This window comes from Bacillus sp. TH50, from assembly GCF_016650565.1.
Lineage (GTDB): Bacteria > Bacillota > Bacilli > Bacillales > Bacillaceae_G > Bacillus_A > Bacillus_A mycoides.
On sequence record NZ_JAEKFM010000006.1, the window covers coordinates 1 to 18,135 of the forward strand.

The 18,135-nt window shown below is 42.7% G+C and carries 9 protein-coding genes, 6 rRNA genes and 1 pseudogene; 7 read left to right on the plus strand and 9 right to left on the minus strand.

What is annotated here, in order from left to right:
- Positions 1-149: 149 nt before the first annotated feature.
- The 8 genes and pseudogenes from JFU23_RS17170 to JFU23_RS17195 all read right to left on the minus strand — a co-directional run bounded on the left by JFU23_RS17170 (position 150) and on the right by JFU23_RS17195 (position 5,537).
- Positions 150-608 (minus strand): ASCH domain-containing protein, encoded by a 459-nt coding sequence (locus JFU23_RS17170; protein WP_201032355.1) that lies wholly within the window; start codon positions 606-608, stop codon positions 150-152.
- A 37-nt stretch (positions 609-645) separates the two neighbouring features.
- Positions 646-801, minus strand: a complete 156-nt coding sequence (locus tag JFU23_RS30255; RefSeq protein WP_170972581.1) for a hypothetical protein — start codon at positions 799-801, stop codon at positions 646-648.
- 32 nt (positions 802-833) lie between these two features.
- Positions 834-965 (minus strand): annotated as a pseudogene (locus JFU23_RS31220) (hypothetical protein); the annotation flags it as partial.
- Positions 966-1,277: 312 nt separating this feature from the next.
- Positions 1,278-2,075, minus strand: a complete 798-nt coding sequence (bacA, locus tag JFU23_RS17175) for an undecaprenyl-diphosphate phosphatase (RefSeq protein ID WP_201032356.1) — start codon at positions 2,073-2,075, stop codon at positions 1,278-1,280.
- A gap of 17 nt (positions 2,076-2,092) precedes the next feature.
- Positions 2,093-2,830, minus strand: a complete 738-nt coding sequence (locus JFU23_RS17180) for an ABC transporter permease (protein ID WP_201032357.1) — start codon at positions 2,828-2,830, stop codon at positions 2,093-2,095.
- Positions 2,823-3,752 (minus strand): ABC transporter ATP-binding protein, encoded by a 930-nt coding sequence (locus tag JFU23_RS17185; RefSeq protein ID WP_201032358.1) that lies wholly within the window; start codon positions 3,750-3,752, stop codon positions 2,823-2,825. The genes JFU23_RS17180 and JFU23_RS17185 overlap by 8 nt, the downstream gene beginning before the upstream one ends.
- A gap of 68 nt (positions 3,753-3,820) precedes the next feature.
- Entirely contained in the window at positions 3,821-4,834 is a 1,014-nt protein-coding gene (locus tag JFU23_RS17190) for a sensor histidine kinase (protein ID WP_137056860.1), read from the minus strand.
- The gene (locus tag JFU23_RS17195; RefSeq protein WP_000651971.1) at positions 4,824-5,537 is read right to left on the minus strand and encodes a response regulator transcription factor; all 714 of its coding nucleotides are present in this window, start codon (positions 5,535-5,537) and stop codon (positions 4,824-4,826) included. The genes JFU23_RS17190 and JFU23_RS17195 overlap by 11 nt, the downstream gene beginning before the upstream one ends.
- Positions 5,538-6,095: 558 nt before the next feature.
- Between JFU23_RS17195 and JFU23_RS17200 the strand changes: the two genes are divergently transcribed.
- From JFU23_RS17200 to JFU23_RS17215, 4 genes are all read left to right on the plus strand, one after another.
- Positions 6,096-7,647: ribosomal RNA gene (locus JFU23_RS17200) — 16S ribosomal RNA — on the plus strand.
- Positions 7,648-7,793: 146 nt separating this feature from the next.
- Positions 7,794-10,715: ribosomal RNA gene (locus JFU23_RS17205) — 23S ribosomal RNA — on the plus strand.
- Positions 10,716-10,765: 50 nt separating this feature from the next.
- A 5S ribosomal RNA gene (gene rrf, locus JFU23_RS17210) occupies positions 10,766-10,881 on the plus strand.
- 360 nt (positions 10,882-11,241) lie between these two features.
- Entirely contained in the window at positions 11,242-12,162 is a 921-nt protein-coding gene (locus JFU23_RS17215) for a DMT family transporter (RefSeq protein WP_002140184.1), read from the plus strand.
- Between the two features lie 93 nt (positions 12,163-12,255).
- On the opposite strand, the gene JFU23_RS17220 is transcribed toward JFU23_RS17215, so the two are convergent.
- Positions 12,256-13,047, minus strand: a complete 792-nt coding sequence (locus JFU23_RS17220) for a sulfotransferase family 2 domain-containing protein (protein ID WP_002191765.1) — start codon at positions 13,045-13,047, stop codon at positions 12,256-12,258.
- 312 nt (positions 13,048-13,359) lie between these two features.
- On the opposite strand from JFU23_RS17220, the gene JFU23_RS17225 reads away from it, so the two are divergent.
- The 3 genes from JFU23_RS17225 to rrf (JFU23_RS17235) form a co-directional block, all read left to right on the plus strand.
- Positions 13,360-14,911: ribosomal RNA gene (locus tag JFU23_RS17225) — 16S ribosomal RNA — on the plus strand.
- Positions 14,912-15,057: 146 nt separating this feature from the next.
- Positions 15,058-17,979: ribosomal RNA gene (locus JFU23_RS17230) — 23S ribosomal RNA — on the plus strand.
- Between the two features lie 49 nt (positions 17,980-18,028).
- Positions 18,029-18,135: ribosomal RNA gene (rrf, locus tag JFU23_RS17235) — 5S ribosomal RNA — on the plus strand; the annotation flags it as partial.

Below are 18,135 nucleotides of genomic sequence, written 5' to 3' on the forward strand. Positions count from 1 at the left end.
CTTTAAGACGAGTCAGAATGACTCGTCTTTTTTGTGTTTAATGAAATAAGCTTGTTATTAATGGCTCAAGAAATCCATTGATAACAAGCTTATTTGTTTAAAGATAAATGTATTTATCTAGTATGGATTTCCGGTAAAATCGTTATTTATCATAGCTTCACTTTGTTTTTTACATCGATAAGCTTAAAACGTTCGCAAACGAGCAGCATATCTTCAGAAAAACTAAGACCAAGTTCGCTTAGTTCCTTTGTAAAAAACTGAATATGGGTATCTCTCCAGTAACTATAGGTACGATCGCCTTCACCCTCAGCTATAGCAAATTCTTCAGTCACTTCATTCATTGGCATTATAGTTACTTCTATTGTCTTAATAATAGCTACAGGTTCATCCTGACTATTGAGTACAATACTATAATCGTTAGTTGTTGGTAGTAGTTCATTTTCTAATTCATAAAAAATATGGCCGGAGCATGTTGCGGTTTTCACACCATCAATGAATAATTGAGCGAGATAATCAGGAGAATCACCAAATTGCCAAGCTGTAACAGATTCTGGTTTTTCATTGTTTCCCCAATAAGTATCCCAGTATGATTGTGCTAATGGATTCATTTGTATATTTACCTCACTTTAGTTAAAATTCATTTTTTTATAAGCCTTGAGCAACTTGCTTATTTGTAATAGTTTTGTAGTCATATAAAATCTGGGTTGTTGTATTACGGATTAATACAAGTAATACGCTGAAGGAATATGGTTTATAAACTCGTTCTGTCCATTTATGACCATTTTCTACGTAGACGCCCATATTAATAGGCAGGATGTTTGATTTTCGAATTGTTTCGTATGGCAATGGATATAGTTGTTATGTAGTCTATTTGTGATTTGGGCTGCAATAAAATTAGGATCAATGCCAGACAATGTATCACCTACATGTACTTCTCTTCCATAAATATAGAAACAAGGAAGAAGTGATGTATAGCAAAGAGGTGGGAACGTTAGTTCTATCGTGGTGTAATGGGTAGACTCAATCAATTGAGGTGCTTATTTTTACTTTAGTATATGTGTATAAAGAAGAAATGCTATTACTAGGTTCGGATTTCAAATATAGCTTTTAACGTTACATATTTTAATGAAGTGTTGATTATAAGTAAAGAATATTCTAATTATTAATATTGATCTATTATCCACTATGCCATATCGAAGTGAGTAATACTAGAGGTGAAATAGATAAAAACCGATATTCCTTGAATATCGGTTTAATAATATGTGACTTATATGAAGCTATAGCAATACGAAAAGTGTAAATACAATAGCTAACAAAATACGATAATATGCAAAAGGTTTTAAACCTATCTTTTCTAAAAGCTTCAGGAAGGTTACTACCGCTAGCATTGCTACTATAAAAGAGGTAATGAATCCTATAGCAAACATAGGAATATCATCCGCACTTAAATACTTCCAACTTTTTAATAAGTCTAAGCCTGTAGCTCCAACCATTACAGGAAGAGCAATGAGAAAAGAGAACTCAGATGCAGCCTTATAATTTACTTTCGCTAATAGACCTCCAGAAATAGTAGAGCCCGCTCTAGAGAAGCCAGGATATACTGCTAAGCATTGAAATAATCCAATTGTTAATGCTTGACGGTATGTTAAATCATCTAGTGAAAAGGCGGTTGCCTCTGCTTTTTTTGCTTCTGCAAAAAGCATAAGAATTGCTCCTGCTACAAGTCCGATTACGACAGTATACGGCTGAAATAAGTATGTTTTAATAACATCATGTAATAATAAGCCAACAACTACTGCTGGGAATACGCCGAGAAAAACATGTAATGCATTGAATTTTTTCTCTTTCCGTAGAAGGGGTTTAATATTACATAAAGAAACAAGGCGTTTATGATATAAAATCGCGATAGCTAAAATTGCCCCTAACTGTATGACAATTTCAAACGTTTTTGCCCTTTCTCCTTCAAAACCTAATAAATGTCCGACTAATATAAGATGGCCAGTAGAAGAGATGGGTAAAAATTCAGCTAACCCTTCTACAATGCCAAGTATGAAGGCAATGATAAGATCGCTCATAGTTTCACTCCTATAGATTAATGAATATCTACTCTTTTAAAATAGAATAGTGTTGTAATAAATCCGAAAATAGCTGTTACTGCAATGATGATATAAGAATACTCTGGTGGATAAGTCGGTTGTAATTCGTTATTTGCTATATCTAGAGTAGCGGTCCATGGGAATAGGTCTTTATGTTTTGAATTTACGATCATAAGGTTAGTCATTGTAATAATGATTGTTAATATAATAGGCGGTACATAGGTCTTCATTACAAGAGTTAGTAGTACAATAGGTGAAGACAAAAGAAAGAGAAGTCCACCACATATTAAAAATTTTACGAGAGAGCCTAAAAGTAAGGTGATACTAAACCCAGGGAAGCTACCTATTAGTCCTAATAATAAAGTTAGCGTCCAAGCAACTAAAGTTAGCATCATGATCCAAAGGAATAGAAGGATAAACTTACTTATAATAAAGTTAATACGTGATACTGGGATAGTTAGCAAGTTTTTTAATGTATCTTCCGTGTATTCACGGGTAAATAGATAAGCGATTACAACTCCATATAAGGGGAATCCTATAATTAAAGTAGTGTATAGGTTAACTTCAGTGAACAGTTGACCAAATAAAATAGTTGGAGTAGGCTGCTTTGTCTTCAGGTGTATATAAGAAGCTACAACCACTAAAAATGGCGCGACACCTGCTCCGATAATACTAATCAAAAACATATTGGATCGTTTCAATTTTAATAGTTCTGTATAAAGAAGATTAACCAATTGCGCCACCCCCAACTAGTTTTGTGAAATAATCTTCTAGTCTATCTTCGCTCATCACAATTTTTAATACTTCAATATCGTTTCGAACTAACGTTCTGTTAATGTGTCCTTGCTGTCCAAAGTGAGAATAAACGCGAATATTTCCTTCATCATGTACCTCATAATCAAAAATTTGAAAATGCTTTTCTAATAGCATTGCAGCTTTATTGTCATTATTTGCCTGGAATTCTATGTACTTACGATTGGCTTTACGCAGTGTATCAAGAGAAACTTCTTCTAATAACCTTCCTTCATGAATAATTCCCATACGATCGACTAGTTGTTCCACCTCAGCTAATATATGACTAGAAATGAGTATCGTTATATTTCTGTCTTGAGCTAAAGATTTAATGAGTTTTCGCATTTCTTTAATACCGATTGGATCTAGTCCGTTAGTTGGTTCATCTAGTATGAGTAGTTCAGGATAATGGAGAAGAGCACGGGTGATTCCTAAGCGTTGCTTCATTCCTAAAGAGTATTTTCCTACTAATTTTTTTGTTTCGTGCTGCAAGCCTACAATTTCTAATGCTTCTTCAATTGCATTCCTTTTGTGAACTCCAATTATCTTTGCATTAATTAATAAGTTCTCTCTTGCAGTTAAGTTTTCATAAAATCCTGGGACTTCAACGATAGAACCGATTCTTCTTAAAGTGTCTTTTGGATTCCGAAGTAAATCCTCACCGAATATTTCTATATTTCCACTTGTAGGTTTTATAAGACTAAGCAGCATACGGATTGTAGTTGTTTTACCAGCACCGTTACGCCCTATGAATCCATAAATCTCTCCTTGCTGTACATTTATATTTAGATTATCTACTGACTTTTGGTTCCCATAAACTTTAGTAAGGTTTGTCGTTTTTATAATTGTATTTATAGGGGGCACCTACTTTCTATAAGTTCTTAATTACATAATAAAAAGGAAGGTTTAACTGCGTATTAATCATTTCTTAATTATTTCTTAAAAGTAGTGTGTTTTGGGACGGAAAAACCAAAAGTAGTTCGTTCCCAAGGAATACTGTCAACCCATATACGCCCACCATTTTTTTCAACGAGGGCTTTAGAAATAGAAAGTCCGAGGCCACTACCACCGTAAGAAGGATTTCTTGATTGTTCGCTGCGGTACATCCGCTTAAATACGTTTTGTAAATCATGTTTTGGAATACCGGGTCCCTTGTCCCAAATAAGAATCTCATATTCTGTATTGGTTTCTAGTAGTTCGACTCCTACTATTTTCCCAGCTTTTCCGTGATGGATAGCGTTTTTTATTAGATTACCTATAATTCGTATAAGGCTAAGGTGATCTGCAATAATAGGGGAAGTAGATTCTGGTATGAGAACTTGTAGTTCAATGTTATGTTTTGATAGCTCGGGTAAAAATTCGATTAATACTTCTCTAGTAACCTCAGAAAAATCGAGTTCTTCTTCTTTTAATGGAAATTCATCAGCATCTAGCTTGGCCATATTAAAGATTTCATCGACCAGATGTTTTAAGTCATTCGATTTCTTATAAAGTATTTCAAGATATTCTTGCTTTTCTACTTCAGAAGCAGCGACATCATCTTTTAAAGCATCAATATATCCAATAATAGAAGTAAGTGGTGTCCGGATATCATGTGAGATATTAGATAAAAGTTGTTTTCTAGCTTCTTGGGATTTCCTTGCTTCGATCTGACCCTTTTCTAATGCAGTTATTAAGTCGTTTATTGAAAACACGATACTATTTAGTGAACGGTCGTTATTTGTGAATAGCCTCGTTTGTAAATTCCCTTTAAGTGCACGGCTTAATTTAGTAACCATCGATTCGTTGCTTTGAATAAAGTGAACTCTTGAAAAGAAAAGATATATTGTGATTATGATAAGAGCACTAAATAAAGATATTTTTACATGGTATCCCATATCTATATTTAAAAGTCCGCAAATGATAAGTTGTAATGAAATAAGAAAGAGGACCTTATCATTTTTCAACCTTTTCACCTACAAACTTATAACCGATTCCCCATACAGTCTGAATGAATTTTGGATTGGAAGAATCAATTTCTATTTTCTTTCTAAGCTTTCTAATATGCACCATAACTGTATTATCATCTTCTATATAATTATCGTCCCATACATTCCGAAAGAGTTGTGTTTTCGTAAATACTTGCTCTGGGTTTGAAGCGAAGAATTTTAATAGTTCAAGTTCTTTTCCAGTTAAGTTGATTTCTTTTCCGTTCGTATGGACTGTGTATTTTTTAAAATCGATAGTTAGTCCTTTAAATGTTAAAGTTGTTTTCTCTTGTACGTTAGTGTTACTTCCAAGAACTAAAAAACGTCGCATAAGAGCTTTTACTCTTGCAACCACTTCGTGAATACTGAAAGGTTTCGTAATATAATCATCAGCACCTATGCTTAAGCCCAAAATTTTATCAACTTCGTGATCTTTAGCAGTTAGCATTAATATAGGAATGTTGGTTGTATCTCTAAGTTTTCTACACACTTCGATACCATCTACTTTCGGCATCATAAGATCTAATATAACGAGGTTGTAGTTATTTTGGTTAAATAAGCACAACGCTTCTTCGCCATTAATTGCAGTATCTACCATATATAATTCTCGTTCTAAATATCTTTTTAATAAGTCTCGAATTTCTTTATCGTCATCTGCTATAAGAATACGTATATCTTTCATATCGTCACCTGTTTCTAATAGAATGTTATTGATATTACAACTTGATAAACAAAGGGGGATAGGGAGCGGTAATAAAAAATAAAGCAACTTTCTAATTATATACTATTAATTGTTAAAATAAGGTTGCTAGTTTAGCTGAAAAGAATCAATTGTATGAGTTCGGTAAGATGGGGGAAGCGAGTCCTTTGAAATAGAGAAGTGCCTAAATGGAATAGTATTTAGAAGAATAGATTGGTAAAGAAAAGTAGACGATGGTTTCTATTTTAATGAGATCTTTGTAGGTCCTTATCTAGAGTTAAAAGAGTGCAAAGGTACTAAATTAAATTTCTTTATAAAAAGGTGTTGACGATTAGAGTATTGAGGTGTAATATAGGACAAGTCGCCGATAGCAACAACGCAGAAAGCGACAAAAGAAATAAAAAAACTTGGTTGACATTGAAATATGAAAATGTTAACATAAGGGAGTCGCAAATGAGCGGCAAACAAGTTCTTTGAAAACTGAACGAAACAAACAACGTGAACGTCAATTTTTATTTTTAGATGCTAGACAAACTAACTTTATTGGAGAGTTTGATCCTGGCTCAGGATGAACGCTGGCGGCGTGCCTAATACATGCAAGTCGAGCGAATGGATTAAGAGCTTGCTCTTATGAAGTTAGCGGCGGACGGGTGAGTAACACGTGGGTAACCTACCCATAAGACTGGGATAACTCCGGGAAACCGGGGCTAATACCGGATAATATTTTGAACTGCATAGTTCAAAATTGAAAGGCGGCTTCGGCTGTCACTTATGGATGGACCCGCGTCGCATTAGCTAGTTGGTGAGGTAACGGCTCACCAAGGCGACGATGCGTAGCCGACCTGAGAGGGTGATCGGCCACACTGGGACTGAGACACGGCCCAGACTCCTACGGGAGGCAGCAGTAGGGAATCTTCCGCAATGGACGAAAGTCTGACGGAGCAACGCCGCGTGAGTGATGAAGGCTTTCGGGTCGTAAAACTCTGTTGTTAGGGAAGAACAAGTGCTAGTTGAATAAGCTGGCACCTTGACGGTACCTAACCAGAAAGCCACGGCTAACTACGTGCCAGCAGCCGCGGTAATACGTAGGTGGCAAGCGTTATCCGGAATTATTGGGCGTAAAGCGCGCGCAGGTGGTTTCTTAAGTCTGATGTGAAAGCCCACGGCTCAACCGTGGAGGGTCATTGGAAACTGGGAGACTTGAGTGCAGAAGAGGAAAGTGGAATTCCATGTGTAGCGGTGAAATGCGTAGAGATATGGAGGAACACCAGTGGCGAAGGCGACTTTCTGGTCTGTAACTGACACTGAGGCGCGAAAGCGTGGGGAGCAAACAGGATTAGATACCCTGGTAGTCCACGCCGTAAACGATGAGTGCTAAGTGTTAGAGGGTTTCCGCCCTTTAGTGCTGAAGTTAACGCATTAAGCACTCCGCCTGGGGAGTACGGCCGCAAGGCTGAAACTCAAAGGAATTGACGGGGGCCCGCACAAGCGGTGGAGCATGTGGTTTAATTCGAAGCAACGCGAAGAACCTTACCAGGTCTTGACATCCTCTGAAAACTCTAGAGATAGAGCTTCTCCTTCGGGAGCAGAGTGACAGGTGGTGCATGGTTGTCGTCAGCTCGTGTCGTGAGATGTTGGGTTAAGTCCCGCAACGAGCGCAACCCTTGATCTTAGTTGCCATCATTAAGTTGGGCACTCTAAGGTGACTGCCGGTGACAAACCGGAGGAAGGTGGGGATGACGTCAAATCATCATGCCCCTTATGACCTGGGCTACACACGTGCTACAATGGACGGTACAAAGAGCTGCAAGACCGCGAGGTGGAGCTAATCTCATAAAACCGTTCTCAGTTCGGATTGTAGGCTGCAACTCGCCTACATGAAGCTGGAATCGCTAGTAATCGCGGATCAGCATGCCGCGGTGAATACGTTCCCGGGCCTTGTACACACCGCCCGTCACACCACGAGAGTTTGTAACACCCGAAGTCGGTGGGGTAACCTTTATGGAGCCAGCCGCCTAAGGTGGGACAGATGATTGGGGTGAAGTCGTAACAAGGTAGCCGTATCGGAAGGTGCGGCTGGATCACCTCCTTTCTATGGAGAATTGATGAACGCAGTTCATCAATAAACGTTGACTTGTTTTGTTTCGTTCAGTTTTGAGAGAACTATCTCTCAAGTTTAAATGTATGTTCTTTGAAAACTAGATAACAGTGTAGCTCATATTTTTTTAATTTTAGTTTGGTTAAGTTAGAAAGGGCGCACGGTGGATGCCTTGACACTAGGAGTCGATGAAGGACGGGACTAACGCCGATATGCTTCGGGGAGCTGTAAGTAAGCTTTGATCCGAAGATTTCCGAATGGGGAAACCCACTATACGTAATGGTATGGTATCCTTACCTGAATACATAGGGTATGGAAGACAGACCCAGGGAACTGAAACATCTAAGTACCTGGAGGAAGAGAAAGCAAATGCGATTTCCTGAGTAGCGGCGAGCGAAACGGAATCTAGCCCAAACCAAGAGGCTTGCCTCTTGGGGTTGTAGGACATTCTATACGGAGTTACAAAGGAACGAGGTAGACGAAGCGACCTGGAAAGGTCCGTCACAGAGGGTAATAACCCCGTAGTCGAAACTTCGTTCTCTCTTGAATGTATCCTGAGTACGGCGGAACACGTGAAATTCCGTCGGAATCTGGGAGGACCATCTCCCAAGGCTAAATACTCCCTAGTGATCGATAGTGAACCAGTACCGTGAGGGAAAGGTGAAAAGCACCCCGGAAGGGGAGTGAAAGAGATCCTGAAACCGTGTGCCTACAAATAGTCAGAGCCCGTTAATGGGTGATGGCGTGCCTTTTGTAGAATGAACCGGCGAGTTACGATCCCGTGCGAGGTTAAGCTGAAGAGGCGGAGCCGCAGCGAAAGCGAGTCTGAATAGGGCGTTTAGTACGTGGTCGTAGACCCGAAACCAGGTGATCTACCCATGTCCAGGGTGAAGTTCAGGTAACACTGAATGGAGGCCCGAACCCACGCACGTTGAAAAGTGCGGGGATGAGGTGTGGGTAGCGGAGAAATTCCAATCGAACCTGGAGATAGCTGGTTCTCCCCGAAATAGCTTTAGGGCTAGCCTTAAGTGTAAGAGTCTTGGAGGTAGAGCACTGATTGAACTAGGGGTCCTCATCGGATTACCGAATTCAGTCAAACTCCGAATGCCAATGACTTATCCTTAGGAGTCAGACTGCGAGTGATAAGATCCGTAGTCAAGAGGGAAACAGCCCAGATCGCCAGCTAAGGTCCCAAAGTGTGTATTAAGTGGAAAAGGATGTGGAGTTGCTTAGACAACTAGGATGTTGGCTCAGAAGCAGCCACCATTTAAAGAGTGCGTAATAGCTCACTAGTCGAGTGACTCTGCGCCGAAAATGTACCGGGGCTAAATACACCACCGAAGCTGCGAATTGATACCAATGGTATCAGTGGTAGGGGAGCGTTCTAAGTGCAGTGAAGTCAGACCGGAAGGACTGGTGGAGCGCTTAGAAGTGAGAATGCCGGTATGAGTAGCGAAAGACGGGTGAGAATCCCGTCCACCGAATGCCTAAGGTTTCCTGAGGAAGGCTCGTCCGCTCAGGGTTAGTCAGGACCTAAGCCGAGGCCGACAGGCGTAGGCGATGGACAACAGGTTGATATTCCTGTACCACCTCTTTATCGTTTGAGCAATGGAGGGACGCAGAAGGATAGAAGAAGCGTGCGATTGGTTGTGCACGTCCAAGCAGTTAGGCTGATAAGTAGGCAAATCCGCTTATCGTGAAGGCTGAGCTGTGATGGGGAAGCTCCTTATGGAGCGAAGTCTTTGATTCCCCGCTGCCAAGAAAAGCTTCTAGCGAGATAAAAGGTGCCTGTACCGCAAACCGACACAGGTAGGCGAGGAGAGAATCCTAAGGTGTGCGAGAGAACTCTGGTTAAGGAACTCGGCAAAATGACCCCGTAACTTCGGGAGAAGGGGTGCTTTCTTAACGGAAAGCCGCAGTGAATAGGCCCAAGCGACTGTTTAGCAAAAACACAGGTCTCTGCGAAGCCGTAAGGCGAAGTATAGGGGCTGACACCTGCCCGGTGCTGGAAGGTTAAGGAGAGGGGTTAGCGTAAGCGAAGCTCTGAACTGAAGCCCCAGTAAACGGCGGCCGTAACTATAACGGTCCTAAGGTAGCGAAATTCCTTGTCGGGTAAGTTCCGACCCGCACGAAAGGTGTAACGATTTGGGCACTGTCTCAACCAGAGACTCGGTGAAATTATAGTACCTGTGAAGATGCAGGTTACCCGCGACAGGACGGAAAGACCCCGTGGAGCTTTACTGTAGCCTGATATTGAATTTTGGTACAGTTTGTACAGGATAGGCGGGAGCCATTGAAACCGGAGCGCTAGCTTCGGTGGAGGCGCTGGTGGGATACCGCCCTGACTGTATTGAAATTCTAACCTACGGGTCTTATCGACCCGGGAGACAGTGTCAGGTGGGCAGTTTGACTGGGGCGGTCGCCTCCTAAAGTGTAACGGAGGCGCCCAAAGGTTCCCTCAGAATGGTTGGAAATCATTCGTAGAGTGCAAAGGCATAAGGGAGCTTGACTGCGAGACCTACAAGTCGAGCAGGGACGAAAGTCGGGCTTAGTGATCCGGTGGTTCCGCATGGAAGGGCCATCGCTCAACGGATAAAAGCTACCCCGGGGATAACAGGCTTATCTCCCCCAAGAGTCCACATCGACGGGGAGGTTTGGCACCTCGATGTCGGCTCATCGCATCCTGGGGCTGTAGTCGGTCCCAAGGGTTGGGCTGTTCGCCCATTAAAGCGGTACGCGAGCTGGGTTCAGAACGTCGTGAGACAGTTCGGTCCCTATCCGTCGTGGGCGCAGGAAATTTGAGAGGAGCTGTCCTTAGTACGAGAGGACCGGGATGGACGCACCGCTGGTGTACCAGTTGTTCTGCCAAGGGCATAGCTGGGTAGCTATGTGCGGAAGGGATAAGTGCTGAAAGCATCTAAGCATGAAGCCCCCCTCAAGATGAGATTTCCCATAGCGTAAGCTAGTAAGATCCCTGAAAGATGATCAGGTTGATAGGTTCGAGGTGGAAGCATGGTGACATGTGGAGCTGACGAATACTAATAGATCGAGGACTTAACCATATAATATGAAGCTAATGTTATCTAGTTTTGAAGGAATATACCTTCATCAGTTTGGTGATGATGGCAGAGAGGTCACACCCGTTCCCATACCGAACACGGAAGTTAAGCTCTCTAGCGCCGATGGTAGTTGGGACCTTGTCCCTGTGAGAGTAGGACGTCGCCAAGCAAAAACCTAAGTCGTTTCGACTTAGGTTTTTTTGTGTTTATTTTTATTTACCGAAGGTTAAAATCCGTAAATTTAATAACCCTAAAGATGAAAAAATAATGAAATAGAAATGGTATAAAATAAAATTCGGATGATAAAGTAATACGTTTAAATATAAATTGAAGGTAGGGATTACCTTTTTATGTTAATTTAGTTGTCGAATGAATAATAATGTTTTTGATCTTATATGAAAAGGTTATGTGAAAAATAGCTATCCAGTTCTTTTTCACATAACCTTTTTGTATTTTTAAGGGATTTTACATAAGAAAAAATCTATAATTAAGGTAGCTAACATATATTTTTTGATGGGTGTGGGGGATTATGAAAGAAATATGCATGTTATTAGTGGCTGTTATATTATGGGGGACAGCCATTGCACCAACGAAATGGGCATTAGAATCCATTCAACCGTTTACTTTGTTATTTATTCGTCTTTTCTTTGCGGGTGGAATTTGTATGTTTTTCTCATTTAACGAACTACAAAAAGCAGTTATACATAAACATATTCCGTGGAAAAGAATGAGTTTACTGTCTTTTACTGGTGTAGCTGGGTACTTTATGTTCACATCCTATGGTATTTCTTTAACAAGTGGATTACATGTTAGTATTATTGATGCTGCATTGCCATTAGTTACAATTCTTTTTTCAGCGTTCTTTCTGAAAGAGAAAATTCAGATGGATTATTGGATCGGGATTATGTTGGGCGCTATAGGAGTGCTCTTTATTACAATTCCATCTAGCGATACTAATCAAGAGGTGTCTTTAATAGGAGATATACTTATTTTATTAAGTACCTTTTTATTTGCGTTCTACACAGTTTTGTTAAAACGGCCAAAACAAGAACGACGTTTATCTAATAAAGTTTTCACTACAGTAACACTAATGATAGGTGCAGCTATTGTGTTGCCATTTGCAATGATAGAAATTTTTTACTACGGTTTCCCAAAAATCGAAACATGGAAGATTGGATTTAGTGTAGTATACCTTGTTATCGGGGCAACAATTTTAGCATATTGGTTCTGGAATAAAGCGCTAGAGACGGTCTCAGCATCAATAAGTGGACTGTACTTAAATGGATTGCCGTTAATAAGTATCATTACTTCAATTATCCTATTAAATGAATCTCTGACATGGAAGATAATAATGGGAGGGAGTCTAGTTTTAATTGGAGTAGGATGGGCGGATAAGCAAAAGTTACGTAATCTATTAAAGGGGAATAAAATGGATAGTAGGGACTGTTAAATTGTATGTTTTATATAGTTTAAATGTTAAAAAGATACCTCATATATATGTATAAGGTATCTTTTTATATTTAGCGAAGATAATGGACTTAAATTAGTAGGGATATTCTTTGTTATATCTATATGTATCGAAATCTTTTTGAAATATTGTTTTGACGAGCTGTATACATTCATCATCATAAAAGCTTTCAAAAGTCGGGTGACGAGGGAATAAAGGATCAGTAATATCGGCATCGCTGAAATTCCCTTTATAAATCATGGCAGGGGTTTGATGATGCCATGATGTTGAAAACTCATTTATCGGTGCAGGTTTTAATTCGAAACGTTTTTCTAATTCTTTCATTTCCTGATCGAAATTTTCTAAGTATATATAATTGGTTACATACTCTTCTTCACCTGCTATATATTGTTGTGTAAAGTGAGCGTTAATATCATTTGCATGAGCACCTTTAGTAAATAGGTAGTATAAAAATTGTTTGAATGAGATTCCTTTAGGAGAATTTTCATTTTGATATAAAAACTTTCGAATGGGTTTCCATTCTTCATTTTCTACATAAGGAGGTGCAATTAAGGACACGAAAGAACTGACTGCTCTTCTAAACGGATTGCGAACCAGTTTGAAAGTTTCCTTTTGTTTATCTCGTAGTGCTACACTTAGCCGTATATTATAGGCCGGTGTACTTTTGTATATTTCATATTCGAAATTATGGATGAAGGGGTGATAGTTTAAAGCTGTTTGTAATAAATCAACCTGGTAAAAAAACCACTTAGCAAGGGAAGTACAACCACTTTTTTGACTCCAAAATAGAATGAGAGGAAAGTTTCTATGATAGTGTGGGCTTCTTGCATTAGTACTAATGATGTGTAATAAGGAGGGATCCAACAATTGATGCACTCCTTTCATGTATCTTGATTATATATATGTAAAATAAAGATGAGGTATGAGTGTGTGGAATTTTTTTGTAGAAAATGAAAAAGAAATGTTGACTATTATTATATAGAGGTGTAATATAGGACAAGTCGCCGATAGCAACAACGCAGAAAGCGACAAACGAAATAAAAAACTTAGTTGACATTAACTAACGAAGATGTTAACATAAGGAAGTCGCAAATGAGCGACCGAGTAGTTCTTTGAAAACTGAACGAAACAAACAACGTGAACGTCAATTTTTATTTTTAGATGCTAGACAAACTAACTTTATTGGAGAGTTTGATCCTGGCTCAGGATGAACGCTGGCGGCGTGCCTAATACATGCAAGTCGAGCGAATGGATTAAGAGCTTGCTCTTATGAAGTTAGCGGCGGACGGGTGAGTAACACGTGGGTAACCTACCCATAAGACTGGGATAACTCCGGGAAACCGGGGCTAATACCGGATAATATTTTGAACTGCATAGTTCAAAATTGAAAGGCGGCTTCGGCTGTCACTTATGGATGGACCCGCGTCGCATTAGCTAGTTGGTGAGGTAACGGCTCACCAAGGCGACGATGCGTAGCCGACCTGAGAGGGTGATCGGCCACACTGGGACTGAGACACGGCCCAGACTCCTACGGGAGGCAGCAGTAGGGAATCTTCCGCAATGGACGAAAGTCTGACGGAGCAACGCCGCGTGAGTGATGAAGGCTTTCGGGTCGTAAAACTCTGTTGTTAGGGAAGAACAAGTGCTAGTTGAATAAGCTGGCACCTTGACGGTACCTAACCAGAAAGCCACGGCTAACTACGTGCCAGCAGCCGCGGTAATACGTAGGTGGCAAGCGTTATCCGGAATTATTGGGCGTAAAGCGCGCGCAGGTGGTTTCTTAAGTCTGATGTGAAAGCCCACGGCTCAACCGTGGAGGGTCATTGGAAACTGGGAGACTTGAGTGCAGAAGAGGAAAGTGGAATTCCATGTGTAGCGGTGAAATGCGTAGAGATATGGAGGAACACCAGTGGCGAAGGCGACTTTCTGGTCTGTAACTGACACTGAGGCGCGAAAGCGTGGGGAGCAAACAGGATTAGATACCCTGGTAGTCCACGCCGTAAACGATGAGTGCTAAGTGTTAGAGGGTTTCCGCCCTTTAGTGCTGAAGTTAACGCATTAAGCACTCCGCCTGGGGAGTACGGCCGCAAGGCTGAAACTCAAAGGAATTGACGGGGGCCCGCACAAGCGGTGGAGCATGTGGTTTAATTCGAAGCAACGCGAAGAACCTTACCAGGTCTTGACATCCTCTGAAAACTCTAGAGATAGAGCTTCTCCTTCGGGAGCAGAGTGACAGGTGGTGCATGGTTGTCGTCAGCTCGTGTCGTGAGATGTTGGGTTAAGTCCCGCAACGAGCGCAACCCTTGATCTTAGTTGCCATCATTAAGTTGGGCACTCTAAGGTGACTGCCGGTGACAAACCGGAGGAAGGTGGGGATGACGTCAAATCATCATGCCCCTTATGACCTGGGCTACACACGTGCTACAATGGACGGTACAAAGAGCTGCAAGACCGCGAGGTGGAGCTAATCTCATAAAACCGTTCTCAGTTCGGATTGTAGGCTGCAACTCGCCTACATGAAGCTGGAATCGCTAGTAATCGCGGATCAGCATGCCGCGGTGAATACGTTCCCGGGCCTTGTACACACCGCCCGTCACACCACGAGAGTTTGTAACACCCGAAGTCGGTGGGGTAACCTTTATGGAGCCAGCCGCCTAAGGTGGGACAGATGATTGGGGTGAAGTCGTAACAAGGTAGCCGTATCGGAAGGTGCGGCTGGATCACCTCCTTTCTATGGAGAATTGATGAACGCAGTTCATCAATAAACGTTGACTTGTTTTGTTTCGTTCAGTTTTGAGAGAACTATCTCTCAAGTTTAAATGTATGTTCTTTGAAAACTAGATAACAGTGTAGCTCATATTTTTTTAATTTTAGTTTGGTTAAGTTAGAAAGGGCGCACGGTGGATGCCTTGACACTAGGAGTCGATGAAGGACGGGACTAACGCCGATATGCTTCGGGGAGCTGTAAGTAAGCTTTGATCCGAAGATTTCCGAATGGGGAAACCCACTATACGTAATGGTATGGTATCCTTACCTGAATACATAGGGTATGGAAGACAGACCCAGGGAACTGAAACATCTAAGTACCTGGAGGAAGAGAAAGCAAATGCGATTTCCTGAGTAGCGGCGAGCGAAACGGAATCTAGCCCAAACCAAGAGGCTTGCCTCTTGGGGTTGTAGGACATTCTATACGGAGTTACAAAGGAACGAGGTAGACGAAGCGACCTGGAAAGGTCCGTCACAGAGGGTAATAACCCCGTAGTCGAAACTTCGTTCTCTCTTGAATGTATCCTGAGTACGGCGGAACACGTGAAATTCCGTCGGAATCTGGGAGGACCATCTCCCAAGGCTAAATACTCCCTAGTGATCGATAGTGAACCAGTACCGTGAGGGAAAGGTGAAAAGCACCCCGGAAGGGGAGTGAAAGAGATCCTGAAACCGTGTGCCTACAAATAGTCAGAGCCCGTTAATGGGTGATGGCGTGCCTTTTGTAGAATGAACCGGCGAGTTACGATCCCGTGCGAGGTTAAGCTGAAGAGGCGGAGCCGCAGCGAAAGCGAGTCTGAATAGGGCGTTTAGTACGTGGTCGTAGACCCGAAACCAGGTGATCTACCCATGTCCAGGGTGAAGTTCAGGTAACACTGAATGGAGGCCCGAACCCACGCACGTTGAAAAGTGCGGGGATGAGGTGTGGGTAGCGGAGAAATTCCAATCGAACCTGGAGATAGCTGGTTCTCCCCGAAATAGCTTTAGGGCTAGCCTTAAGTGTAAGAGTCTTGGAGGTAGAGCACTGATTGAACTAGGGGTCCTCATCGGATTACCGAATTCAGTCAAACTCCGAATGCCAATGACTTATCCTTAGGAGTCAGACTGCGAGTGATAAGATCCGTAGTCAAGAGGGAAACAGCCCAGATCGCCAGCTAAGGTCCCAAAGTGTGTATTAAGTGGAAAAGGATGTGGAGTTGCTTAGACAACTAGGATGTTGGCTCAGAAGCAGCCACCATTTAAAGAGTGCGTAATAGCTCACTAGTCGAGTGACTCTGCGCCGAAAATGTACCGGGGCTAAATACACCACCGAAGCTGCGAATTGATACCAATGGTATCAGTGGTAGGGGAGCGTTCTAAGTGCAGTGAAGTCAGACCGGAAGGACTGGTGGAGCGCTTAGAAGTGAGAATGCCGGTATGAGTAGCGAAAGACGGGTGAGAATCCCGTCCACCGAATGCCTAAGGTTTCCTGAGGAAGGCTCGTCCGCTCAGGGTTAGTCAGGACCTAAGCCGAGGCCGACAGGCGTAGGCGATGGACAACAGGTTGATATTCCTGTACCACCTCTTTATCGTTTGAGCAATGGAGGGACGCAGAAGGATAGAAGAAGCGTGCGATTGGTTGTGCACGTCCAAGCAGTTAGGCTGATAAGTAGGCAAATCCGCTTATCGTGAAGGCTGAGCTGTGATGGGGAAGCTCCTTATGGAGCGAAGTCTTTGATTCCCCGCTGCCAAGAAAAGCTTCTAGCGAGATAAAAGGTGCCTGTACCGCAAACCGACACAGGTAGGCGAGGAGAGAATCCTAAGGTGTGCGAGAGAACTCTGGTTAAGGAACTCGGCAAAATGACCCCGTAACTTCGGGAGAAGGGGTGCTTTCTTAACGGAAAGCCGCAGTGAATAGGCCCAAGCGACTGTTTAGCAAAAACACAGGTCTCTGCGAAGCCGTAAGGCGAAGTATAGGGGCTGACACCTGCCCGGTGCTGGAAGGTTAAGGAGAGGGGTTAGCGTAAGCGAAGCTCTGAACTGAAGCCCCAGTAAACGGCGGCCGTAACTATAACGGTCCTAAGGTAGCGAAATTCCTTGTCGGGTAAGTTCCGACCCGCACGAAAGGTGTAACGATTTGGGCACTGTCTCAACCAGAGACTCGGTGAAATTATAGTACCTGTGAAGATGCAGGTTACCCGCGACAGGACGGAAAGACCCCGTGGAGCTTTACTGTAGCCTGATATTGAATTTTGGTACAGTTTGTACAGGATAGGCGGGAGCCATTGAAACCGGAGCGCTAGCTTCGGTGGAGGCGCTGGTGGGATACCGCCCTGACTGTATTGAAATTCTAACCTACGGGTCTTATCGACCCGGGAGACAGTGTCAGGTGGGCAGTTTGACTGGGGCGGTCGCCTCCTAAAGTGTAACGGAGGCGCCCAAAGGTTCCCTCAGAATGGTTGGAAATCATTCGTAGAGTGCAAAGGCATAAGGGAGCTTGACTGCGAGACCTACAAGTCGAGCAGGGACGAAAGTCGGGCTTAGTGATCCGGTGGTTCCGCATGGAAGGGCCATCGCTCAACGGATAAAAGCTACCCCGGGGATAACAGGCTTATCTCCCCCAAGAGTCCACATCGACGGGGAGGTTTGGCACCTCGATGTCGGCTCATCGCATCCTGGGGCTGTAGTCGGTCCCAAGGGTTGGGCTGTTCGCCCATTAAAGCGGTACGCGAGCTGGGTTCAGAACGTCGTGAGACAGTTCGGTCCCTATCCGTCGTGGGCGCAGGAAATTTGAGAGGAGCTGTCCTTAGTACGAGAGGACCGGGATGGACGCACCGCTGGTGTACCAGTTGTTCTGCCAAGGGCATAGCTGGGTAGCTATGTGCGGAAGGGATAAGTGCTGAAAGCATCTAAGCATGAAGCCCCCCTCAAGATGAGATTTCCCATAGCGTAAGCTAGTAAGATCCCTGAAAGATGATCAGGTTGATAGGTTCGAGGTGGAAGCATGGTGACATGTGGAGCTGACGAATACTAATAGATCGAGGACTTAACCATATAATATGAAGCAACGTTATCTAGTTTTGAAGGAATATACCTTCATCAGTTTGGTGATGATGGCAGAGAGGTCACACCCGTTCCCATACCGAACACGGAAGTTAAGCTCTCTAGCGCCGATGGTAGTTGGGACCTTGTCCCTGTGAGAGTAGGACG